Consider the following 23,567-nt stretch of genomic DNA (forward strand, 5'->3'; position numbering starts at 1 on the left):
CTGGGAGATACGCGACGACATCCACGAAGCCTTCCTCACCCTCGGATGCGCACTCATCTGCTGGAGACGCCTGAAGTCATTGCGATAGGAGTTCTTAGGCCCTCCGGGCGCCCTCCACCACGCCCTCCGCCGTGTCGACGGTCGGGGCCGTGAAGTGGAGGGCGTTCTCGTCCCGGGTGGGGGCGAGGCCGCCGGAGGCGATGTCGAGGTTGAAGACGAAGCCGACGGACTCCTCCTTGATCGCGTCGGTCATGGCGACGAACATGTCGAAGCCCTCGCGCTCGTACTCGATGATCGGCTCGCGGCCCAGGGTCCAGCGCAGACCGATGCCGTCGCGGAGGTAGTCCATCTCGTAGAGGTGCTCGCGCCAGGTGCGGTCCAGGACGGACAGCACCACCCGGCGTTCCAGGTCGCGCAGGGTCTGCCTGCCCAGCTCGGCCTCGCGCTCGGCGTAGCGGGCGCGGATGTCGTCCGTCAGGGCCGTCACCAGGTCGTCGGCGGTGAGGTTGCCGCGGCCGCCGTGCTCCCGGGCCAGGTCCTCGATCATGAGCCCGACCGGGTAGAGCTCCCCGAGCGCCCGCCACAGGGCGTTCAGGTCCCACTCCTCCGGGAAGCCCTCGGCGGTCTCGGCGGCGACGTACGCCTCGACGGTGTCCTCCATGAAGTGGAGGATCTGGCCGCGCAGGTCCTCGCCCTCCAGCACGCGGCGGCGCTGGGCGTAGATCAGCCGGCGCTGGCGGTTGAGTACCTCGTCGAACTTGAGTACGTCCTTGCGGGACTCGAAGTGCTGGCGCTCCAGCTGGGCCTGGGCGGAGGCGACGGCACGGGTGACGATCCTGTTCTCGATGGGGACGTCCTCGGGCACGTGCGTCGCGGCCATGACGCGTTCGACGAGCTGGGCCTGGAACAGCCGCATCAGGTCGTCCTGGAGGGAGAGGTAGAAGCGGGACTCCCCCGGGTCGCCCTGGCGGCCGGAGCGGCCCCGCAGCTGGTGGTCGATGCGGCGGGCGTCGTGGCGTTCGGTGCCGAGGACGTAGAGACCGCCGAGTTCGGTGATCTCGGTGTGTTCGGCAGCCACCTCGGCGGTGATCCGGTCGAGGACCGTACGGCGCTCCTCCTCGTCCGCGTCGTCGGGCAGCGCGGCCCGGGCCAGGGCCTCCGGGTTGCCGCCGAGCATGATGTCGGTGCCCCGGCCCGCCATGTTCGTGGCGACCGTCACCGCTCCCCTGCGTCCCGCCTGGGCGACGATCATGGCCTCGCGCCGGTGGTTCTTGGCGTTGAGGACCTGGTGCGGGATACGGCGTTCGCTCAGGCGGGCGGAGAGCGCCTCGGAGACCTCGACGGTGGTGGTGCCGACCAGCACCGGCTGGCCCCTGGCGTGCCGCTCCGCGATGTCGTCGACGACCGCCGCGAACTTGGCCTCGGCGGTCCGGTAGATCAGGTCCGGCCGGTCCTCGCGGATCAGGGGCCGGTTGGTGGGGACGGGGACGACGCCCAGGTCGTAGATCTGGTGGAACTCCGCGGCCTCCGTCATGGCCGTGCCGGTCATGCCGGAGAGCTTGTCGTAGAGGCGGAAGAAGTTCTGCAGGGTGATGGTGGCGAGGGTCTGGTTCTCGGCCTTGACCGACACGCCCTCCTTGGCCTCGATCGCCTGGTGGAGGCCCTCGTTGTAGCGGCGGCCGGGCAGCATGCGGCCGGTGTGCTCGTCGACGATCAGGACCTCGCCGTCGATGACGACGTACTGCTGGTCCCTCTTGAACAGCTCCTTGGCCTTCAGGGCGTTGTTGAGGTGCCCGATGAGGGTGGTGTGGTCGGACTCGTAGAGGCTGTCGATGCCCAGCTGGTCCTGGACGTACTCGACGCCCGGGTCGAGGATCGCGACCGTGTGCTTGCGCGGGTCGTACTCGTAGTGGTGGCCCGCGCGCAGCCGCTCCAGCCGTTCCTTGTCGGCGGGGCGGGTGAAGCGTTCCTCCTGGATCTCGACGCCTCTCATCGGGCCGACGAGGGTCGCGAAGGCCTCGTACCAGTGGGTGGCCCGGTCGGCCGGGCCGGAGATGATCAGCGGGGTGCGGGCCTCGTCGATGAGGATGGAGTCGGCCTCGTCGACGATCGCGAAGTGGTGGCCGCGCTGCACGAGTTCGGCTCTCGACCAGGCCATGTTGTCGCGCAGATAGTCGAACCCGAACTCGGTGTTCGTGCCGTAGGTGACATCGCACGCGTACGCCGCCCGGCGTTCGTCCGGGGTCGATTCGGAGCGGAGAACGCCCACGGTCAGGCCGAGGAACTCATACGCCTTTCCCATCCACTCGGCGTCCCGGCGGGCCAGGTAGTCGTTGACGGTGACGACGTGGACGCCTTCTCCGGTGAGGGCGTTGAGATAGACCGGAAGGGTGGCCACCAGGGTCTTTCCCTCGCCCGTCTGCATTTCGGCGATATTGCCGAGGTGGAGGGCCGCGCCGCCCATGACCTGGACGTCGAAGGGGCGCATGCCGAGGGTGCGGCGGGCGGCCTCCCGCATGGTGGCGAAGGCCTCCGGCAGCAGGTCGTCGAGGGTCTCGCCGTCGGCCAGGCGCTGTCGGTACTCGTCGGTGAGGGCGCGCAGTCCGGTGTCCTCCAGGGCCGTGAAGTCCTCCTCGACCGAGGCGACCTCGTCGGCGATCCGGTGCAGTCGGCGCAGTATCCGGCCCTCGCCCGCGCGCATGATCTTGTGCGTGAGGGAGTTCATGCCCAGTTCGGACATCGCAGCATCACCTCGGCGCCGTCGCCCCGTCCGCCGTCCTCTTCGATTGTCGGCTCGTGCGGTGAGCGCGGCAAACAGCGAGACGGCGGAGCGGGGCGACGGTGGGTTCCGCGGGAGGAGGCTCAGCGAACGGGGCGGTGGACGTTCTCCCTCTCGCTCGCGCCCGGTGTCGCGTCCGCGATCCACGGGCCTTCGCCGGAGGGGTCGACCACACCCTGCTCGAGCCACTCGTACGCGCCCCCGAGCACGCCCTTGACCACCTTGCGGTCGACGTCGTCGGTGTTGCTCCACAGCCGGCCGAAGAGCTCCTCGACCCGGAGGCGGGACTGCCGGCAGAAGACGTCGGCGAGCTGGTACGCCTCGCGGCCGTGTCCCTCCGTGGTGCGCAGCAGCTCGGCCCGTACGCAGGCCGCGCTCATCGCGAACAGTTCGGCTCCGATGTCGACGATCCGGCCCAGGAAGCCCTGCTTGGTCTCCATCCGTCCCTGCCACCGGGACATGGCGTAGAAGGTGGAGCGGGCCAGTTTGCGGGCGGAGCGCTCGACGTAGCGCAGGTGGGCCGAGAGGTCGGGGTGCCCCGCCGGGTGGAACTCGGCGTAGGCGCGCGGGAGCTGTCCCGTACCGGCGACCAGTTTCGGCAGCCACTTGGCGTAGAAGACGCCCGCGTTCGCGCCCGCCCTGGCCTTGTCGGAGAGGGATTTCTCGGGGTCGATCAGGTCTCCGGCCACGGACAGGTGGGCGTCGACGGCCTCGCGGGCGATCAGCAGGTGCATGATCTCCGTGGAGCCCTCGAAGATGCGGTTGATCCGCAGGTCGCGGAGCATCTGCTCGGCGGGGACGGCACGTTCGCCGCGCGCCCTCAGGGACTCGGCGGTCTCGAAGCCCCGGCCGCCGCGGATCTGGACCAGCTCGTCGGCGATGCGCCAGCCCATCTCGGAGGCGAAGAGCTTGGCGAGGGCGCCCTCGATCCGGATGTCGTTGCGGTCCTCGTCGGCCATCTGCGAGGAGAGGTCGAGCACCGCCTCCAGGGCGAACGTGGTGGCCGCGATGAAGCTGATCTTGGCGCCCACCGCCTCGTGGTCGGCGATCGGCTTGCCCCACTGCTCACGGGCCGCCGACCACTCGCGGGCGATCTTCAGACACCACTTGCCGGCGGCCACGCAGGACGCGGGCAACGACAGTCGGCCGGTGTTGAGGGTGGTCAGCGCGATCTTCAGGCCTGCGCCCTCGGGGCCGATGCGGTTCGCCGCCGGGACCCGGACCTGGTGGAAGCGGGTGACGCCGTTCTCGATGCCGCGCAGGCCCATGAAGGCATTGCGGTTCTCGACGGTGACGCCCGGCGAGTCCGTCTCCACGACGAAGGCGGTGATGCCGCCCTTGTGGCCCTCGCTCTTCGGCACCCGGGCCATCACGACGAGGAGGTCCGCGACGACGCCGTTGGTGGTCCACAGCTTCACACCGTCGAGGACGTAGTCGTCCCCGTCGGGCACCGCGGTCGTCGCGAGCCGGGCCGGGTCCGAGCCGACGTCGGGCTCGGTGAGGAGGAAGGCGCTGATGTCGGTGCGGGCGCAGCGCGGCAGGAACTTCTGCTTCTGCTCGGGGGTGCCGAACAGTTTCAGCGGCTGCGGTACGCCGATCGACTGATGCGCGGAGAGCAGCACGCCGATCGCCGGGCTGGCCGAGCCCACCAGGGCCAGCGCCTTGTTGTAGTACACCTGGGTGAGGCCGAGGCCGCCGTACTTGGGGTCGATCTTCATGCCGAGGGCGCCGAGTTCCTTGAGGCCGTTGATCACCTCGTCGGGGATCCGGGCCTCGCGCTCGATGAGGGCGCCGTCGACCTTCGTCTCGCAGAACTCGCGGAGCTTGGTCAGGAACTGCTCACCGCGCCGGACGGCCTCGTCGGTGGGCAGCGGGTGGGGGTGGATGAGGTCGAGGCGGAACCGGCCCAGGAACAGTTCCTTGGCGAAGCTGGGCTTGCGCCAGTCCCGCTCGCGGGCGGCCTCCGCCACCTGGCGGGCCTCACGTTCGGTGACGACGGGTTTCTTGAGGGGTGGTGCGGACATGAGGCTCACCTCGCCGCGAATCGGGATCTTGTACCGGATGAGTACCTGATTGGTTACCGATGGGTGCTACCCGATCGTTGGTACCCGATCCGGACGCCCCCCGCCACCCCTCGCGCCCGCGTTCACCGGATGGTGGCCGAGTACCGCCTCGCCGCCCCGTCGGCCACTCCTGGCCACCTCCCGGCCGAAAGCAGTCGCCCGGCCCTAAGCTGAGAAATGCGGCGCCTCTCGAACAGGGGCCGCCCGGGAAGGGGCGCGGGAACTGCGCGACAAACCCCCGCGGGCCCCGCACCCGCCGTACGACATCCTCCCCCGCACCTCGGGGCGCCCAGCGATGAATCGAAGCGCTTCGACAACCTATGGACACGCATCCACCTCCGAGCTACTGTCGAGCCACCCTCACATCCACCTGTATGGATCCAACGCGCCGTCGAAGCGCTTAAACACGCTTGGAGAGCTGGATGGTCACCCTCGCCGAGGTCGCCCAGCACGCCGGAGTCTCGGCGAGCACGGTGAGCTATGTCCTCAGCGGCAAGCGGTCCATCTCCGCCGGCACCCGCCAGCGGGTCGAACGGAGCATCCAGGAGCTGGGCTACCACCCGAACGCCGGGGCGCGCGCCCTGGCGAGCAGCAAGTCCAACATCATCGCGCTGATGGTCCCGCTGCGGACGGACATGTACGTCCCCGTGATGATGGAGATCGCCATCGCGGTGGCGACCACGGCCCGTACCCACGGCTACGACGTGCTGCTGCTCACCGGCGAGGAGGGTCCCGACGCGGTGCGCCGGGTCACCGGCAGCGGGCTCGCCGACGCGATGATCCTGATGGACGTCGAGCTGAACGACGAACGCCTGCCGCTGCTGCGCGACACCGACCAGCCGTCGGTGCTCATCGGACTGCCGGCCGACACCACCGGCCTGACCTGCGTCGACCTCGACTTCGGGGCGACGGGCGCGCTGTGCGTGGAGCACCTGGCGATGCTGGGCCATCGCGAGATCGCCGTCATCGGCGAGGCCCCCGCGGTGTACGAGCGGCACACCGGCTTCGCCGAGCGCACCCTCGACGGGCTGCGGTCCCGCGCACGGGAACTGGGGCTGCGGGTGCTGCACCGGCCCTGCGAGGGCGGCTACGACGCCATGGCCGCGACCCTGGCCCGGATCTTCGACGAACGACCGGGCACCACGGGGTTCGTCGTGCAGAACGAGTCCGCGGTCGAGCCGCTGCTCGCGCTGCTGCGCCAGCAGGGCCGGGCGGTGCCCGAGGACGTCTCGGTGATCGCCGTCTGCCCCGAGCAGGTCGCCATGCAGGCGTCGGTACGGCTGACCTCGGTCGCCATTCCCGCCCAGGAGATGGGACGGCGGGCCGTGGAGCAACTGGTCGCCAAGCTCGACGGGCGGGAGACGGACGAAGTGGTGCTGCTCACCCCCGAGCTGACGGTCCGCGCGAGCACGGGACCGCTCTCCGGCGGCGGCTGAGACCGGGGCCGGGACATGGCCTGCGGGAACCGGCTCCCGCAGGCCGGCTGCCACCCCCACCGCCCGTCCTCCGCAGGCCGGCTGCCACCCCCACCGCCCGTCCTCCGCAGGCCAGCTACCACCCCCACCGCCCGTCCTCCGCAGGCCGGCTGCCACCCCCACCGCCCGTCCTCCGCACTCCGATTCCGCCCCGCCCCCGCCCTCCGGTCGTCCGGCGCCCCCGACCCCGCCCGCCGTCCTGCCCTCGTCCCGCACGTCGTCCCCCGACCCGCCCGTCGTCCGGGTGGTCGGCCCTGCGCTCCCCGCCCATGCCCCCTCACCCCCGTCCCCCGGCAGTCGCCGTCACGCCGGGCGTGCCGCCACTTCCTCCTCCCAGGAGCCGTCTCGTGAACCTGTCTGCCGAGAACCAGACCCCGACGGGCGCGGTCAGCCTCGCCCAGTCCTCCCCCACCGTCGGCACGTTCCGTGAGCGGGACGGCGCCCTGGAGTGGAGCGGACGCCAGGAGACCTTGCGGATCGAGCCCTGGGGCCCGGACGCGGTCCGGGTCCGTGCCCGGCTGGGCGGCCCGATCCTCGACGGACTGCCGGGCGCCCTGCTCGACGAGGCGGAGAGCACCGAGAGCAGCGTCAAGATCGAGGAGGGGCGGGGACGGCTGACGGTCGGCGCACTCACCGTCGAGGTCAGCACCGAGGGCCTGGTCCGGTTCACCCGTACCGCCGACGGCCGTGAACTGCTGTCCGAGGCGCGCGCCCACTTCTGGTGGCCGGGCTCGCGCCTCTACACGGCGGTCGGCAACGGCCACCACCGTCTGGAGCAGCGTTTCGCCGCCTACGACGACGAGAAGCTCTACGGCCTGGGCCAGCACCAGCACGGGCGGCTGGACCAGAAGGGGATGGTCCTCGACCTGGTGCAGCGCAACGCCGAGGTGGGCATCCCGGTGCTGACGTCCAGCCGCGGCTACACCCTGCTGTGGAACAACCCGGCGATCGGCCGGGTCGAGCTGGCGGGCAACGGGACGCGCTGGGTGGCGGACTCGGCCCGGCAGATCGACTACTGGATCACCGCGGGCGAGCCGGCCGACGCGCAGCGCCGCTACAGCGCGGTGACGGGCCGCACGCCGATGCTGCCCGAGTGGGCGGCCGGGTTCTGGCAGTGCAAGCTGCGCTACCGCACCCAGGACGAACTCCTCGCCGTGGCACGGGAGTACAAGCGTCGGGGTCTGCCGATCGATGTGATCGTGTGTGACTTCTTCCACTGGACGCACCTCGGCGAGTGGAAGTTCGACCTGAGCGAGTGGCCCGACCCGGCGGCCATGGTGAGCGAACTGGCCGAGATGGGCATCAAGCTGGTGGTGTCGGTGTGGCCGTCGGTGTCGCCGCTGTCGGAGAACCACCCCGTGATGGACCAGCGGGGCTACTTCATCGGCACGCAGTACGGTCCGACGGCCCACGCCGACTGGCCCGACAAGGAGGTCGCGTCCACGGTCCAGGTGGCCTTCTACGATGCGACGAACCCCGGGGCCCGTGAGTTCGTGTGGGCGCGGGTGAAGGAGAACTACCTGGAGCCGTACGGCATCACGGCGTTCTGGCTGGACGCCTGCGAGCCGGAGCTGAAGCCGGGCTTCCAGGAGAACCTGCGGTACTGGGCGGGCCCCGGCCTCGAGGTCGGCAACATCTACCCGGCGGAGAACGCCCGCACCTTCTACGAGGGGCTGAAGGCGGCCGGCGAGGACGAGATCGTCTCCCTCAACCGCTCGGCGTGGGCGGGCAGTCAGCGCTACGGGGCCGCCCTGTGGTCCGGTGACATCGGCACCGACTTCCCGACCCTGCGCCGGCAGATCGCGGCGGGCCTGAACACCGCACTGTCGGGTATTCCCTGGTGGAACACCGACATCGGCGGTTTCCACGGGGGTGACCCGGACGACCCGGCGTACCGCGAGGTGATGGTCCGCTGGTTCCAGTTCGGCGCGTTCTCCCCGCTGATGCGGCTGCACGGCTTCCGGGAGCCCGGCATGCCGCTGGGCCCGGCCATGACCGGCGGCCCCAACGAGGTCTGGTCGTACGGCGAGGAGGCCGGCGCGATCCTGGAGCGGTATCTGCGGCTGCGCGAGCGCGTCAAGCCGTACGTCCTGCGGGTCATGCGCGAGGCCCACGAGCAGGGACTCCCGGTCATGCGCCCGCTGTTCCTGGAGTTCCCCGGGGACGAGCGGGCCTGGTCGGTCGACGACGCCTATCTGTTCGGCCCCGACGTACTGGTCGCGCCGGTGCTGGAGGCGGGCGCGACAACCTGGACGACGTATCTCCCCGCGGGCGCCCGCTGGACCGACGCGTGGACCGGGGAGACCTACGACGGGGGCGCGTCCGTCACCGTCGACGCGCCGCTGGACCGCATCCCGCTGTTCCTGCGGGACGGGGCGTCGTTGCCGATCAACGAGTAGGCGGACGGCGGCCGTTCGGACACCGGGTCTACGCTATGGCGCCACGGCCATCCCGTGATCTTCAGGGGGTGTGCGCGACCCCCTGAGTGAGCGGAGACGACCAAGCATGAACAGCCGTACGGGAGACCCTCGCCGGGTGCGCGGGGGACGGCAGGGCCTGCGGGGCGGTCCCGCGCGCAGACCGTTGCACCGGACGCGGACGACGATACGGACCACCGGCGGCGGCCATCTGGAGCTGCCGCCACCGGCGGCGGCCCCGGCGACGCCGGTCGGCGCCGGTGGTTTCCTGCCGGGGCCCGCGCGGCACATCGCGGTGTGGAGCGCGCTGACGCTGCTCGTCACCGGTGTCGTCGCGGTGGGCGTGTGGATCTGCGTGACGTTCCAGACGGCGGTCACACCGGTGCTGCTCGCGCTGCTCGGCACGGCACTGCTCGGGCCGTTCTACCGGCGGCTGGTGGCGATGCGGTTCAACAAGTCCCTCGCCGCCGGGCTGACCTGTGCGGCCGTGGTCGTGGTGATGGGCGGCGCCGCGTACATCGTGGTCGCGGCGCTCATCGACACCGGCGACCAGATCATCTCCTCGCTGCGGGACGCGGCGAAGTCACTGAGCGACGAGTTCGGGTTCGCCGGGACGTCGTTGGACGACCTCGCGAAGAACGCCCAGGAACTGCTGTCGAAGTTCGGCGGCACGGCGGCCTCCGGGGTGCTCACCGGCGTCAGCGCGGTCAGTTCGTTCGTCGCGATGGCGATCCTGGCGCTGCTGCTGATGTTCTTCTTCCTCCGCGACTCCGACAAGGCGGTCGCGTCCCTGCACTCCCTCGCGCCGCGCGGCCGCGGGGAGACCCTGGAGGTGATGGCCCGGCGCGCCTTCCAGGCGATCGAGGGCTTCATGCGGGGCACGACGATCATCGCCTTCATCGACGGTGTCTGCATCGCCGTCGGCCTGCTGATCCTCCAGGTGCCGGGTGCCGTCGGACTGGGCGCGCTGGTGTTCGTCGGCGCGTACATCCCGTACCTCGGCGCGTTCCTGTCGGGCGCGGTGGCGATCCTGGTGGCGTTCGCCGACCGGGGGCTGGTGACGGCGCTGTGGGCGGTCGGTGTGGTGTTCGCGGTGCAGATCCTGGAGGGGAACGTGCTCCAGCCGATGATCCACAGTCGGACCGTGCAGATGCATCCGGCGGCGATCCTGCTGGCGCTCACCGCGGGCGCCTCCATCGCCGGCATCCTCGGCATGCTCCTGTCGGTGCCGCTGACGGCGGCGGCGTTCGGCGTGCTGTCGGAGCTGCGCTCCCGGTACGGCGACGGGGCGGACCGGGCCGAACCCACGCGGCCGAAGGAGATCGCCGGAACGGCGGGATGACCGCCGACGCCCGTCGGCCGCCAAAGGGGGGAACCCCAGCCGACGTGCGGCTGGGGTTCCTTCAGGCGGTGCGTATCAGGCGGGTCAGCGCTGGAGGGTGAGGACACCCGGCCGGTACGGCCACGTCAGGTAGTCGGCACCGCTCGGGGTGGCGCCCCTGCCCTGGTAGAGGAACTGCAGGTTGCAGGGGTCGATGGTCTTGGTCTGGTCGGGGTTGTTGCGGACCAGGTCACCGTGGCTGATGTCGTTGGTCCAGGTGACACCGGTGTTGGCCTTGCCCGCGAAGGGGGCGCTCTCGCTGCCGGCCTGCACGGTCCACGGACCGTTCAGGCTGGTGGCGGTGTACGAGCGGAAGTAGCGGGCCTGGTTCGTGCCCCTCGCCTCGACGATCATGAGGTACTGGTTCTGGCCCTGGACCTTGTAGACCTCCGGCGCCTCGAACACCTTGTCCACGGTGTCGCTGATGACCGTCGTGTACGACGAGCCGAAGTTGCCCGGGAAGTTCGCGAGCGGCATGCTCGTCTTGTAGATCTTGCCGTTGTCACCGGCGAAGAACAGGTACATGTTCTGGTCGTCGGCGATCAGGGTCTGGTCGAGCGCGCCCACGGAGCTCTCGGTCTTGGGGAGCTCGCCGGTGAACAGCGCCTGCGGCGCGGACCAGCTGTTGGGGTCGGCCGGGTTGCTCGACGTGCGGTAGTTGAACTTCCAGCCGCCGGCCCACTGGGAGGCCATCACCCAGATGTTCTTGGGCGCGAAGTAGATCAGCGTGGGCGCCACCGCGCCCTGGCTCATGGCGGTCTGGGGGGCCGTCGCCATGTCGGACCAGTTCGTGAAGGGGCCGAAGCCCATCGAGTGCCAGCCGCTGGCGTCGGCGTACGTCCCGTAGACCAGGTGCTTGCCCTGGTACGTCACGGTGGTGAAGTCCTTCTCCGAGTACCACCCGTTCGCCGGCTGCGCGAGCGGGCCGGTCGAGGTCCAGTTGTACGTCGACGGAAGAGCACACGTGGTGCTCGCGGACAGGCCGGTCCACTTCTGGTTGCTGCCGCCGTTGCAGGTCGCGATCTCCACCGCGGTGCCGTTGGCGGTACCCGCACCCACGACGCTCAGGCACAGCCCGGACTCCACGCCGACGACCGTGCCGTCGGTGTTCACCCGCCACTGCTGGTTCGTACCGCCGTTGCAGTCCCAGATCACCGGTCGGGTCCCGGACGTGGTGGCGTGGCCCGGGACGTCCAGGCACTTGTTGCCGTACACGGTCAGCTGGTTGCTGTCCGTCAGCGTCCACTGCTGGTTGGTCCCGCCCCAGCAGTCCCAGATCTGGGTGGTGGTGCCATTGGTCTGGCTGGCGCCCGGCACGTCGAGACACCGGTTGGAGCCGACGCCGCGCAGGGCGCCGCTGGTGGCCGCCTGGGCGGCCGGGCTGGCGACCAGCAGCGCCGCCAACGAGACCATGGTCGCGGTCGCGGCGGCGAGGACCGCGGACGGACGTCTGCGGCTGAAGCTGAGTCTGTGCATGGGGACCTCGTTTTTCTGAGCGCGCGGCCCTGCCGGCTCCTCGGAGGCTGTGCGAATGGTGGTGCGGCGCGTCCTCGCATGCGTTCGCAATTTCGAACGCGGATCGAAGTATCGAGCAAGTGGATAATAAAGATCCGGCCACCAGCGTCAATACTTCTCACAGAATTCACGAGCCGGAAAAAACGGCCTACCCGATGACCCGGCCCAGTTCGATGCGGTCGATGTTCGGTGCCCAGGCGCTCGCGTTGCCGAGGGTCACCTTGTTGGCGCCCTTCCCCAGGTCGACGGGGACGCCGACGGTCCAGTAGTCGTCCCAGCTCCAGGTGTTCTTGAAGGTGACCTTCCGCGGGGCCCCGGTGCCGACGGTGATGTCCGCCGTGCGGGACATGATGTCGGTGTTGTAGGCGTGGCCGTTGTCCCGGCGGTCGTTGTGGGCGTAGTGGACCACCAGGACGTAGCGGCCGGCGCTGGGCGCGTTCACGGTGAACTCCGCTGTGCTGTCGGCGCTGTTGCCGAGCCGGCCGATGTAGGCGCCGGCGGAGGCATGCGCCGAGTCGACCAGCCTGGCCCCGCCGGTGAGCGTGGCGGCGGCGGCCCCGTAGGAGAGGGCGCCGTCGGTCGAGCCGTCACCGGAGACGTCGAGGGAGCGCACGGCGGAGTGCTCGGCGGTCGCCTCGATCCGGTTGTTGCCCGCGACGAGGTACATCTTCAGTGGACGGCCGGGCACCGCCGCCACCGACTGCCCGTGCAGGGCGAGCCGTACCGGCGCCGACGCCCGGGGCACCACCCGGTAGTAGCCGTCGCGCGGGGCGTACACGTCGAAGACCGCCCTGTCGCCGGGGCCGAGGACGAGGGCACCGGTGCCGACGCCGGCCGAAGAGGAGTAGTCGTACGACGGCCTGCCGCTGATGTCGGCGAGCGTGGCCTCGTAGGAGGCGGCGGGTGCCGCGGTGCGGGCGGTGAGGTCGATCCGGTCGAGGGTGACCTCGGCGGCGCCCTTGGCGAGGGTCAGGGTGTGGCTGCCGGCCGACAACTCCACGCGGACGTCCTTCTTGGCGCGGTAGGTCCAGTTCTCCGTGGAGGGGTAGGTGACCGTGACGGGGTCGCCGCCGTCGACGGTCAGCTTCTGGGTGGCGGGACCGCCGGACTGGTTGCCGTAGAGGATCGCCAGGTCGTAACGGCCGTCCTCGGGGACCGTCACCGTGAAGTCGACCTTGCTGCCGGGCTGGTTGAGGGAGCCGACGTCCTTGGTGCCGGAGGCGGCGTAGCCGTTGGCGTTGGCGACGGTGCCCTGGGTGTAGACCTTGCCGTCGGTGATGGCGGCGTCCTCGGCCTCGTAGGAGGCGGTCCAGGGGACGGCCGGGGCGGACGGGGTGCCGGAGCCCCCGGGGGTGAGGACGATCCGGTAGGCGGACATCCTGTGCATGCCGCGCAGGGGGACGGTCACCGTGCCGTCGTCGGCGACCCGCGCCTTCGTGCGGCTCAGGACGCGCGGCGTGGCGTGCTGCCCCTCGTAGCCGGACCAGGCGGCCTCGGCGACGGTCGCGGTGACCGTACGGCCGAAGAGGGAGCGAGGGACCCCGCGGACCACGACGTCCGCGTCACCGGCCGAGCCGCCCAGCAGGACCTGGGCCTGGCGGCGGGAGGTGTCGAGGGAGGCGAGGCCCTGGAGGGTGTCGACGGTGTTGGCCCGTGGCGGGGTGACCTTCACGGTGTCGCCGGTGAGGCCCGCGTACCAACGGAAGAACCACCAGCCACCGTTGGGGATGTTGGAGCGGACGACGTTGCCGTCCAGGTTCCCGGCGGCGTCCCAGTACGCCTGGTTGGCGTACACCTTGTTCCTCTCGAACATGGAGACCCACTGCACCAGCTGGCCGGGGACGGAGAGGTCGCGGCGGTTGGCGTACTCATCGATGTTGATCTTCAGTGGGGCGATGCCCAACTGCCGTTCGAGCGACCGGTAGGCGTCGTAGTGGCCCTGGAAGTCCCTCAGTGAGCCGGAGTCCAGTTCGTGCCAGGTCATGACCTGGGGCAGGACGTTCTCGCGCTGGGCGAAGGAGAGGAAGTCCCTCAGCAGGCGTGTGTGGTACGCGGCTTCGTTGGGGCCGGCGATCCGCGCGTCGGGGTCGATGGCGCGGATGCGCTGGTACACGGTCTTCCAGTCCCGGAAGAACCGGTCGCGGTTCTTCTCGTACTGGGTCTGGTCGGCGACGTCGAGCTTGTACCAGATCTGGTCCGGCTCGTTGAAGGGGACGTAGACGAAGCGGTCGCTGTTCGGGGCGGCCGCGATGTCCTTGACGATCCTGTCGACCTTGGGGAGGTAGTCGTCGATGCCGAGATCCTCGTACGGCCACTTCGCGTAGATGTCCTGCATCATCACGTTGATCTCGCCGCCGCCGTTGCGGAAGAACGACTTCGAGACGGTGAGCGCGTCGCCGTTGGGGTGCTGGGCGCCGCCCTCCGGCTTCTGCGAGATGCTGGTGATCTTCAGCGGGGCGAGGGCGGCGTCGCTGGGCACGCCGTCGTCGCTGAGTCCGTAGAGCGCGCCGTTGGCGCCCAGCATGACGGGGCCCTCGGAGGCGGAGAGGTCGACGGTGAGGCGCTGCGGTTCCCCGGCGGCCGCGCCGGCCCCGGTGGCGGGAAGGGTGCCTGCCATGGCGGTGACTCCAAGGACTGCGGTGATCAGGACGGTTCGCGCCCGGGACCTGATGCGGGTTCGTCCACGGGCACGTGTGCGGGTGGGGGTGATCACTCGGTCGGACCTCCGGTCATGTGACGGCTCCACTGGTGATTCCGGACACGATGTCTCGCCGGCCGGCGAGGAACACGGCGATCATCCGGGCCGGATGCCCGCGATTCCCGGCCGCCACCGCCCGGGCAGGTCCGGGTCCGGCCCGTGAGGGCCGGGACGGAGGGTGCTCTTCTGTGCATGAACGTGCCTTTCGAGAAAGGGTGGTTCAGGGCCGAGAGGAACTACGGGGCGGTCAGGCGCGGACGGGCGGCACCCCCGAGCTCTCCCGGATGACCAGCTCCGGTACGCAGACCCGGTGCGGGGCGATCGGGGCCGACTTCTCCAGCACGCCGTGCAGCAGGGCGAACGCGGCCCGGCCGAGGCCGGTGAAGTCCAGGCGTACGGTCGTCAGGGACGGGGTCAGATACGCGGAGTGCGGCGCATCGTCGAACCCCGCCACGCTGACGTCGCCGGGGACGGAACGGCCGTTCTCGTGCAGGGCGCGGAGCACGCCGAGCGCCAGGTCGTCGTTGCCGCAGAGGATCGCCGTGACCGACGGGTCCCGAGCCAGTTTCCGGCCGGCCCGGTGTCCGCCCGCCGGGCCCCAGTCCCCCTGCACCGGGCGCGGTTCGGGCGCCCCCGCCTCCTCGAGTGCCTGCCGCCAGCCGGTGGTGCGGGCGCTGGTGCGGCGGGTGCTGGACGGGATGGCGACGTAGTGCACGGTCTCGTGGCCGAGGGAGAGCAGATGGCGGGTCACCGCGTAGGCGGCCTCGCGGTCGTCGGTCCACACCCAGGGGCGGTCGCCGTCGGGCGGGCTCGCGGGGGTCTCGACCACTCCGACGACCGGCAGGTCGGCCGGCACGGCGGCCAGGGCGCCGACACCGGCCGGATCGTAGGCGATCACGATCAGCCCGCCGCCCGCGTCCGCGGCCCGCCGCACCTCGGCCGCGACGGCCGTCTCCTCCGCCGATTCCAGGACGCCGATCCCGACCGCGTACGACGCCGCGCGGGCCGCCTCCTCGATGCCCTGGAGGATCGAGGCGTAGCCGTAGTGGGTGGTGTTGGCGGTCAGCACGGTCAACGCCCGGCTGCGGCCGCTGGCCAGGGCCAGGGCGGTCGCGTTGCGGCGGAAGCCCAGCTCGTCGATGGCCGCCAGCACCCGCTCCCGGGTGGACTGCTTGACGCTGGGGTGGCCGTTGATCACCCGGGAGACGGTCTGGTACGAGACTCCGGCGGTGGTCGCGACGTCACGGATGCTCGCCGGGCGCCTTGTGTGACCGGTCACATTCACGCCAGGATTGTGACCGGTCACACTGGGGGCGTCAAGGGAAAGTGACGCGGCTTCACGCAAGCGGGCACCGCGCGAGGGCCGGAGGACGCTGTACGCGAGCGGCGCGGCTCAGGAGGGGGCAACGACTTGACCGGTACGACGGATCAGACGGTGGGCGGCTGCAACTCTTCTCCCACGGCGTTCCGTTGGGGGCATCCGGCGCTGCCCGCGGAGTTCGCCACGGCGGCGGACGGCACCCTGCGTCTGGTCCGGCTGGGCCCTGCGGGGACCGCCGTCGATCCGGAGGTCGCCCTCCCCCTGGTCGAGTTGACGGTGGTCGGGCACGGGAGCGGGTGGTCCGGGCCCCGGTTCACCGGGACGGCGTTCGGGTCGCGGCTCGGATACCGGGGGCACCGTGACCTCAGCGGTTCCGGCTGGGCCCGGCTGACCGTCGAACTGCACGACCCCACGACGCGGTTGACGGCTTTGGTCGAGCTGGCCTCCCCCTGCGGGACTCCGGTGCTCCGCTCCCGGGTACGGCTCCGCAACGACGGCACGGACCCCTTGGTCGTCCAGTCCGTCAGCAGCCTCCTCCTCGGGGGACTGCCCGGCCCCGATGCCCTCGACGTGCACCGGGCGCGCAACGGCTGGCTCGCCGAATGCCGTTGGTACGCCGAGCCGCTGCGCGAGACCATCGCCGACATCAGTGTCGACGCCCACCAGCACGACAGCCGGGCCGCGCTCTCCCTCACCGGGCGCGGCAGCTGGCCCACCGACGGCCATCTGCCGATGGGGGCGCTGACGGAACGGGGCGGCGGCCGGGCCTGGGTGTGGCAGGCGGAGTCACCGGCCGGCTGGCGCTGGGATCTGGGCGAACGCGCACACGGCACGTACCTCGCGGTGAACGGCCCCACGGACGCCGAGCACCAGTGGCGGGTGCGGCTGGCGCCGGGCGACGAGTTCACGACCGTGTGGGCGGCGATCGCCACGGGGTCGGTGGGGTCGGTGGAGGGCGCTGCCGGGGCGGACGCCTCGGCGTCCACCGCTGGGGCTGACGCCGGGGAGGGGGCGGGGGCGGACGCCGGGCAGAGGGCGGGGGGCGGCTCGCCGGAGGCCATCACCGGGCTCGGCTCCCGTGCCGGCTCAACGGCGGCCCCGGCGCCCCGCCCGGCAGACGGCTCGGCGGATGCAGTCGCCAGGCTCGCCTCAGAAGTCGGCTCGACGGCGGCCCCGGCAGGCGACTCGGCGGGGACTGCGGCGCTCCCGCCGCGAGGCGGCTCGGCGCTCGACGCGGCGTTGGCCGCCATGACCTCGTACCGGCGGGCCGTCCGGCGGCCGCATCCGGACCATGCCGCGCTGCCCGTCGTCTTCAACGACTACATGAACACGCTGATGGGCGACCCGACCACCGAGAAGCTGCTGCCGCTGATCGACGCGGCGGCGAGCGCGGGCGCAGAGTACTTCTGCATCGACTCCGGCTGGTACGACGACACCGTGGACGGCGGCTGGTGGGACGGCGTCGGCGAGTGGCAGCCGTCGACGCGCCGCTTCCCCGACGGCGGTATCGAGGCTGTGCTGGACCGCATCCGGGAGCGCGGCATGGTACCGGGGCTGTGGCTGGAGCCGGAGGTCGTCGGGGTGCGCAGCCCGGTCGCCTCGGCGCTCCCGCCGGACGCCTTCTTCCAGCGGGACGGCGTACGGCTCACCGAGCAGGGCCGCCATCAGCTCGACCTGCGCCACCCCGCCGCCCGGGCACACCTGGACAGGACGGTGGACCGGATCGTCGGCGACTGGGGCGTGGGATATCTGAAGCTGGACTACAACATCGTCGTCGACCCGGGCACCTGCGCCCCCGGCGACCTCTCCCCCGGCGCCGGGCTCCTCGGCCACGCCCACGCCTTCCTGGAGTGGCTGTCCGACGTCCTGGACCGCCACCCCGGTCTCGTCGTCGAGAACTGCGCCTCCGGGGGCATGCGCATGGACGGCGCCACCCTGGCCGTCGCCCAGCTCCAGTCCACCAGTGACCAGCAGGACCCCCTGCGCTTCCCCGCGATCGCCGCCGCCGCGCCGACGGCGGTCCCGCCGGAACAGGGCGCCGTCTGGGCCTACCCGCAGCCCGAGTTCGACGACGACCTCATCGCCTTCACCCTCGGCGGCGCGCTCCTCGGCCGCATCCACCTCTCCGGCCACCTGAACCGTATGTCCGAACACCAGCTCGACCTCGTCCGGGACGCCGTGAACACGTACAAGTCGATCCGCGGGGACCTGGCACGGGCCGTACCCTTCTGGCCGCTCGGTCTGCCGGGGTGGACGGACGCGTGGCTGGCGCTGGGACTGCGGGTCCCGGACGGGCCGTCGTACGTCTCGGTGTGGCGGCGCGGCGGTCAGGCGGAAGTGTCGCTGCACGTCGGCCGTGTGGCGGGCCGCGATGTGCGTGCGGAGATCCTGCACCCGGCCACGGGGAGCGGCGGCTCGGCGGACTGGGACCGGGACCGGCACGTGCTGCGGGTGTCGCTGCCGCGCACGCCGACCGCCGTGCTGATCCGCCTCCGCGCCGAGGCCCGGTGATCCGCCGCCGGTCGGTCTCGTGCCACAGCGGACGGGCCCGAGCCGGGGCCGTGTGGGGGTCCGGCACCGGCTCGGGCGGGAGACTCAGCTGCTGCTGACGGTCAGGTTGTTGGTCTGGAAGTTGAGGCCGCCGGACGACGAGGTGATCTCGAAGCCGAACTGCACGTCACCGATGGTCTCGTTGCCCATCCAGCCCTTGGTGTCCTTGATCCACTTCAGGACGGGCAGGATCTGGACCGAGCCGGAGGTGGAGTCCGCGGTCCGCAGGAAGGAGAAGACGTCCCAGTAGGTGCCGTCGCTCCGGTACACCCGGCCCTTGTGGACGTTCCAGTTGTGGCCGCCGAGCGTGACGTTGCCCTGGTAGTCGCCGAGCGCGCCGACCGCGCCGTTGTAGTTGACCCAGAGCATGATCTCGTAGTCGTGGTCCGTGTCCCAGACGTCGTACGAGGTGTTGTACGCGCCCGAGGACGGGACCGTGACGTTGTAGTTGCTGTTGAGCGAACCGAGCGAGGTGATCGTCTTGTTGATCACCTTCTTGGAGTTGGGGTACGACTTGATGCCGCCGGTGTTGGGGTGGTTGGCCCAGACACCCCAGTTGGTGCCGGAGTTGGCCCAGATGCACTGGCTGCCGGCGCCGCCGCCCCAGATGTTGTTGTAGAGCGTGTAGCCGCCCAGGCTCGTGTTGCCCCACTGGTCACAGGTGTTCCAGACGGCCGCCGAGGCGGGGGCGGCGGCGAGACCGACGGTGGCGCCGAGCGCGAGCGCCGGCGCGAGCAGGGCCTTGCCGATCCCGCTCAGGGCGCGGGTGCGTAGTGCCATGGCTTTTCCTTCCATGGGTGGGGGGGAACTGCGGGGAGGATCACCACGCCCCCGCATGGGGGACGTGGCCTTCTCCGGCGACCGGTTCGAGCGGGTGGAGCGGTTCGGCGCCGGACGAAGCCGGAGGTCGACGCAGCACGGACGACCGGGGCGGGCGGTCCGGCCGGTCATGGCTTGAGTACCGCCGCCCCGTACCGTCCGAGGGACAGCGGGCCGGTGACGGTCGCACCTGTCAGGAGGTCGCGGTGGGTGCCCGGTACATGGACGGTGACCTCGTCGCGGCCGTGGTTGAGCAGGAAGAGCACTTCTCCCCTGCGTACCGCCTCGATACCGTCGGGCAGCCCGTCGAGCACCGGTCGCACCCCCGCACCGGCGGCGATCCGGGCCAGCAGACCGCGCAGCCCGGCCGGTTCGGGCAGCGTGGAGACATACCAGGCGCGCCCCTTGCGCAGCACCGCCGGAAGCCCGTCGAGTTCGCCGCCCTGGTAGGGGACCACCTCGTCCGCGTCGGCCGCCTCCAGTTCCTCGGACCACAGCCTGCCGCGGAAGCCGTCGCAGGGGACGTCCTCCCCGGCGTCCAGCGGCCACCACTCGTGCAGGGTGCGGATGCCGAGGAGATCGCGGAGCCGGGCGTCCATGCCGCCGGGTCGGACCCGGTCGTCCGCGTCGGCGACGCCGGTCAGGAAACCGCAGACCAGGGTGCCGCCCCCGCGGACGTGGGCGAGGAGGTTCTCGATCGCGGTGTCCGTGAGCAGATACAGCTGCGGCACGACGACGAGCCGGTACGCCGACAGGTCGTGCTCGGGGTGGGCGAAGGCGGTGGTGAGGTGGGTCTCCCAGAGGGCGCGGTGCCAGTCGCGGACGACCCGGGAGAGGTCGACCTCGGTCGACAGCCGGCCGTCCTGCGCGCCGGCCCACCAGGAGTTCCAGTCGAACAGCACGGCGACGTCGGCGGCGATGTGCCGGCCGGACACCTCGGCGCCGATGGCGGCGAGGTCGGCACCGAGCCGCTTGACCTCCTGGAAGGTGCGGCCCTGCTCGCCCGCGTGGCTGACCATTCCGGAGTGGAACTTCTCCGCACCCTGCCGGGACTGCCGCCACTGGAAATAGCAGACGGCGTCGGCGCCCCGGGCGACGGCCTGGAGGGACCAGAGGCGGTTGAGGCCCCGGGGCTTGGGGTGGTTCACCCCGCGCCAGTTGACCGGTCCGGCGGCCTGTTCCATCAGCATCCAGGGGCCGCCGCCCGCCTGCGAACGGGTCATGTCCTGGATGAGCGCGCCGTGCTGCGCGCCCAGCGGGTCACGCGGGTCCGGGTACAGGTCGACCGAGACGACGTCCTCCTCCTCGCCCCAGCGCCAGGCGTCCTGGCCCGCCCACAGCGGCATGAAGTTGGTGGTGACCGGGATGCGGGGGGTGTGCCGGCGGACGATGTCCCGCTCCATCACATAGCACTCCAGGAGCATGTCGCTCGTGAAGCGCTTGAAGTCCAGCACATGAGTGGGGTTCCTCATGTAGTGCGCGCGGCGGGGCGGCAGGATCTCGTGCCAGCCGTCGTAGCCCTGGCTCCAGAAGGCTGTCCCCCAGGCGTCGTTGAGCGCGTCGAGCGTGCCGTACCTTCCGCGCAGCCAGTCGCGGAAGGCGGTGGCGGCCTCGTCGCCCCAGTCATAGGTGCAGTACTCGTTGTTGATGTGCCAGAGAGTGAGGGCCGGGTGGGAGCCGTAGCGGGCGGCCAGATCCTCGGTGATGGCGGCGGCGTAGCGGCGGTAGACGGTGCTGGAGTGCGAGAAGTGCTGGCGGGAGCCCCACCACTCGATCTGTCCGTTCTCGTCGCGCGGGAGGGTCTCGGGGTGGAGACTGCCCATCCACGGCGGCGGGGAGGAGGTCGGGGTGGCGAGGACGACGCCGACGCCGTTCTCGTGCATCAGGTCCATCAGGGTGTCCAGCCAGCCGAACTCCCGTGCGCCCGGCCGGGGTTCGAGCTTCGCCCAGGAGAAGACGCCGAGGGTGACGGAGTTGACGCCCGCCTCCTTCATGAGGCGTACGTCCTCCTGCCAGACCTCTTCGGGCCACTGCTCGGGGTTGTAGTCGCCGCCGAAGAGGATCCGGCCGCGGGTGGCGTCGGCGAGTGCGGGTCCGGTGCTCCGCCGTGTCATCGGGCCGGCTCCCCGTACTGGATGCCGCGGCCGTTCGTCGCCACATAGACCCGGCCGTACATCCGCGGGTCGCCGGCGATGGCCTCGCCGGTCCAGCCCCACTGGTGGGAGTCGTCGTTGACGCGGGTCCACGTTCTCGCCCCGTCGTCGGAGCGGAGGACTGCGGTGAGGCTCTCGACGGCCCCGATCTGGTAGATCGCCGGGTAGTCGGCGCCGGGGGCGGCCTTGCCGAAGCCGAGGACGTGCGAGGCCCGGCAGCTGTCGACCTTGGAGAAGCGGGCTCCGCCGTCGGTGGACCGGTACAGCCCGGTCGTCTTGGTGCTCAGCCAGAGATCGCCGGTGCGTCCGGGGGCGGCGGCCAGTCTGAACTGGCTGTCCCCCGAGGGCAGGCCGGTCGCGCGTGCGGTGAAGGTGCGGCCGCCGTCGGTGCTGGCGTACAGCGTCCCCGTGTCGGCGTCGTACGCGTAGAAGCGTGCCGCGTCCACCGGGTCGGCGAGGGGTGTGGCGCCCTTGGGGAAGGTGGGGACCTCCGCCCAGGTCGCGCCGTTGTCGGTGGAGCGGTGCGCCGCGTGCTTCGTGCCGTCCCAGTGGACGAAGGACCACAGCAGCACGCCGGCGTCGGCGCTGACGGCGATCGGCCCCGGCGCATCCCTGGCGACGGCGGGCTGGCCGGCGAAGGGGGCCCAGGTCCGCCCGCCGTCGTTCGAGAAGGCGCCGTTGCCGTGGTCTCCCGAGCCGGTGCGGACCACGTACGACGGCTTCGCGGCGGCCAGCGCGAGCCCCGTCCCCGACCCGAACACGGGGTTCGTCGCCATGCCGCGTGACGGGGACACCGTGAGCCGCTCGTGGTACATCGTGCCGAGGTCCCCCAGTCCGCTGATCAGGTGCGCCTGTCCGGCGGGGGGCGAGATCAGCTGGCGCACGGACGTCTCCTCCAGCCCGCGGATCTGCGGCGCCCAGTGCTTGAGGTCGCGGGTGCCGTAGAGGGTGGCGCCGGTGCCGTACACGACGTGCCTCGAGTCGTACGGGTCGAGCGCCAGCGCCTGGATCCACCAGCCGAACTTCGGCTTGTCCGCGCCCCACTTGAGGAAAGGGGTCTCGGACACGTCGAGGACGGCGGAGTCCTTGAGAGAGGTCCAGGTACGGCCGCCGTTCGTGGAGCGGAACACCGTGTCGATGTCCGCCCAGCGGTTGTTGGTGGACACGACGACGGTGCCGGGACGGCGGGCGTCCACGCCGACACCTCCGTAGCCGAAGGTGTCGGCGGAGCCGTCGTCCGTGGTACCGCCTGGCTGCACCGGGGTGACGTCGGTCCACTTGCCACTGGTGGTGCGCAGTTTGTGCACGCTGCCGTCGGACTGGCCGTTGGGGCCGGGCCCGTTGGCGTACGTCACGTACAGCTCGCGGGTGTGCCGGTCGTACGCGGCGCGGATCGGGACCTTGGCGGAGGTGCCGGCCGGCTGCCCGGGGACCGCCTCCCAGGTGGTGCCGTCGGTCGTGCGGTACAGGTTGGCGGTGGCGGAGGTGCCGTCGCCGTCGCCCCAGCCGGCGTAGAGGGTGCGGTCGGCGGCGACGAGCAGGGTGACGCCCTGCCCGGTGGCGCTGGGCGTGGCCGGGAAGCCGGTGGCCTTCGCCCAGGTGGAACCCCGGTCCGTCGACCTGAGCAGGCCGTCGTGTCGGGTGCCCAGCCACAGGATGTCGCTGTCCCGGGGGTCGACGAGCAGGCGCTCTCCCGTGCCGCGGCCGTCCTCGTTGGCGCCGAGCTTCACGGTGAGGTCGGTGCGCGTCCAGGTGGCGCCCCGGTCGTCGGAGCGGAGGATCGCGCCGTTGCCGGCCCAGGGCTGGGTGTAGGTGCCGAGGGCGAGGTAGAGGCGGTTCGGGTGGGCCGGATCGACGGCCATGGCCTCCACGCCGAGGAGGTTCCAGTCGTCCCAGCCGAGGTGGTCGGTCAGCGGGATCCAGCGGGCCTCGCGGTCGTCCCAGCGGTAGGGGCCGCCGATGTCCGTGCGGGCGTAGGCGAGGCCGCGTACGGAGGGGTGGAAGAGGACACCGGTGATGAAACCGGTGCCGCCGATCACGGCGGTGCGCCAGCGGTAGCCTCCGGCGGTCGAGCCGTTGTGGGCCCCGGTGGCGTGGGCCGTGGCGGTGAGTGCGGGGAGGGTGGTGAGGGCTGCTGCGGCTGTGGTGGCGGTGAGGACGGTGCGGCGACTCGGGTGGGGCGTGCGCATGACATACCTCGGTCCGGGAGGGGGGTGTCAGGGAGGGGCGCGTTCTTCGGCGCCTGAGAGCTCGGGCTGTTGCGCCATGTCGGCGGCCGCGGGTCGTGTTCGGCCGGTCCCGCAGGCCGCGCGCCCCGGGAAGGGCTGCGCCGTTCGAAGGGGCGGGACCCTGCCGACACGGGCGCCCGGCTGCTGGGCCCGCCGTGCTCGGCCGGG

At 71.4% G+C, this 23,567-nt stretch carries 12 protein-coding genes; 4 read left to right on the plus strand and 8 right to left on the minus strand.

What is annotated here, in order from left to right; translation table 11 throughout:
- Positions 1-94: 94 nt before the first annotated feature.
- Both secA and ACZ43N_RS28475 read right to left on the minus strand, forming a co-directional pair.
- Positions 95-2,725: a preprotein translocase subunit SecA gene (gene secA / locus ACZ43N_RS28470; RefSeq protein ID WP_468101748.1), complete on the minus strand. Its 2,631-nt coding sequence runs from the start codon at positions 2,723-2,725 to the stop codon at positions 95-97.
- A 137-nt stretch (positions 2,726-2,862) separates the two neighbouring features.
- Positions 2,863-4,803, minus strand: coding sequence for an acyl-CoA dehydrogenase family protein (locus tag ACZ43N_RS28475; RefSeq protein ID WP_468101518.1), 1,941 nt, complete (start codon positions 4,801-4,803; stop codon positions 2,863-2,865).
- A gap of 461 nt (positions 4,804-5,264) precedes the next feature.
- On the opposite strand from ACZ43N_RS28475, the gene ACZ43N_RS28480 reads away from it, so the two are divergent.
- From ACZ43N_RS28480 to ACZ43N_RS28490, 3 genes are all read left to right on the plus strand, one after another.
- Positions 5,265-6,278, plus strand: coding sequence for a LacI family DNA-binding transcriptional regulator (locus tag ACZ43N_RS28480; RefSeq protein ID WP_468101519.1), 1,014 nt, complete (start codon positions 5,265-5,267; stop codon positions 6,276-6,278).
- A gap of 386 nt (positions 6,279-6,664) precedes the next feature.
- Positions 6,665-8,716, plus strand: coding sequence for a glycoside hydrolase family 31 protein (locus tag ACZ43N_RS28485; RefSeq protein WP_468101521.1), 2,052 nt, complete (start codon positions 6,665-6,667; stop codon positions 8,714-8,716).
- 106 nt (positions 8,717-8,822) lie between these two features.
- A complete protein-coding gene (locus ACZ43N_RS28490; RefSeq protein ID WP_468101523.1) occupies positions 8,823-10,076 on the plus strand; it encodes an AI-2E family transporter in 1,254 nt (417 codons plus the stop codon).
- An 84-nt stretch (positions 10,077-10,160) separates the two neighbouring features.
- Here the strand turns inward: ACZ43N_RS28490 and ACZ43N_RS28495 are convergent, their stop codons facing one another.
- From ACZ43N_RS28495 to ACZ43N_RS28505, 3 genes are all read right to left on the minus strand, one after another.
- A complete protein-coding gene (locus ACZ43N_RS28495) occupies positions 10,161-11,591 on the minus strand; it encodes a non-reducing end alpha-L-arabinofuranosidase family hydrolase (RefSeq protein ID WP_468101524.1) in 1,431 nt (476 codons plus the stop codon).
- A gap of 187 nt (positions 11,592-11,778) precedes the next feature.
- Positions 11,779-14,247: a CBM35 domain-containing protein gene (locus tag ACZ43N_RS28500; RefSeq protein WP_468101526.1), complete on the minus strand. Its 2,469-nt coding sequence runs from the start codon at positions 14,245-14,247 to the stop codon at positions 11,779-11,781.
- 328 nt (positions 14,248-14,575) lie between these two features.
- Positions 14,576-15,634: a LacI family DNA-binding transcriptional regulator gene (locus tag ACZ43N_RS28505; protein WP_468101527.1), complete on the minus strand. Its 1,059-nt coding sequence runs from the start codon at positions 15,632-15,634 to the stop codon at positions 14,576-14,578.
- Between the two features lie 105 nt (positions 15,635-15,739).
- Between ACZ43N_RS28505 and ACZ43N_RS28510 the strand changes: the two genes are divergently transcribed.
- On the plus strand, positions 15,740-18,160 hold the full coding sequence (locus ACZ43N_RS28510) for a glycoside hydrolase family 36 protein (RefSeq protein ID WP_468101529.1): 2,421 nt from the start codon (positions 15,740-15,742) through the stop codon (positions 18,158-18,160).
- Between the two features lie 84 nt (positions 18,161-18,244).
- Here the strand turns inward: ACZ43N_RS28510 and ACZ43N_RS28515 are convergent, their stop codons facing one another.
- The 3 genes from ACZ43N_RS28515 to ACZ43N_RS28525 all read right to left on the minus strand — a co-directional run bounded on the left by ACZ43N_RS28515 (position 18,245) and on the right by ACZ43N_RS28525 (position 23,360).
- Positions 18,245-18,979, minus strand: a complete 735-nt coding sequence (locus ACZ43N_RS28515; protein ID WP_468101532.1) for a glycoside hydrolase family 12 protein — start codon at positions 18,977-18,979, stop codon at positions 18,245-18,247.
- A 167-nt stretch (positions 18,980-19,146) separates the two neighbouring features.
- Entirely contained in the window at positions 19,147-21,132 is a 1,986-nt protein-coding gene (locus ACZ43N_RS28520) for a beta-galactosidase (RefSeq protein ID WP_468101533.1), read from the minus strand.
- Positions 21,129-23,360, minus strand: a complete 2,232-nt coding sequence (locus tag ACZ43N_RS28525) for a 1,4-beta-glucanase (RefSeq protein WP_468101535.1) — start codon at positions 23,358-23,360, stop codon at positions 21,129-21,131. Before ACZ43N_RS28525 ends, ACZ43N_RS28520 begins: the two co-directional genes overlap by 4 nt.
- Positions 23,361-23,567: the final 207 nt, after the last annotated feature.

This window comes from Streptomyces sp. NPDC030814, assembly GCF_055572155.1.

What these genes read in the sequence shown, in the direction of transcription:
- secA (WP_468101748.1), bottom strand. Translation starts at nt 2,725, where the DNA reads ATGAACTCCCTCACGCACAAGATCATGCGCGCGGGCGAGGGCCGGATA.
- ACZ43N_RS28475 (WP_468101518.1), bottom strand. Translation starts at nt 4,803, where the DNA reads ATGTCCGCACCACCCCTCAAGAAACCCGTCGTCACCGAACGTGAGGCC.
- ACZ43N_RS28480 (WP_468101519.1), top strand. Translation starts at nt 5,265, where the DNA reads ATGGTCACCCTCGCCGAGGTCGCCCAGCACGCCGGAGTCTCGGCGAGC.
- ACZ43N_RS28490 (WP_468101523.1), top strand. Translation starts at nt 8,823, where the DNA reads ATGAACAGCCGTACGGGAGACCCTCGCCGGGTGCGCGGGGGACGGCAG.
- ACZ43N_RS28495 (WP_468101524.1), bottom strand. Translation starts at nt 11,591, where the DNA reads ATGCACAGACTCAGCTTCAGCCGCAGACGTCCGTCCGCGGTCCTCGCC.
- ACZ43N_RS28500 (WP_468101526.1), bottom strand. Translation starts at nt 14,247, where the DNA reads ATGGCAGGCACCCTTCCCGCCACCGGGGCCGGCGCGGCCGCCGGGGAA.
- ACZ43N_RS28515 (WP_468101532.1), bottom strand. Translation starts at nt 18,979, where the DNA reads ATGGCACTACGCACCCGCGCCCTGAGCGGGATCGGCAAGGCCCTGCTC.
- ACZ43N_RS28520 (WP_468101533.1), bottom strand. Translation starts at nt 21,132, where the DNA reads ATGACACGGCGGAGCACCGGACCCGCACTCGCCGACGCCACCCGCGGC.
- ACZ43N_RS28525 (WP_468101535.1), bottom strand. Translation starts at nt 23,360, where the DNA reads ATGCGCACGCCCCACCCGAGTCGCCGCACCGTCCTCACCGCCACCACA.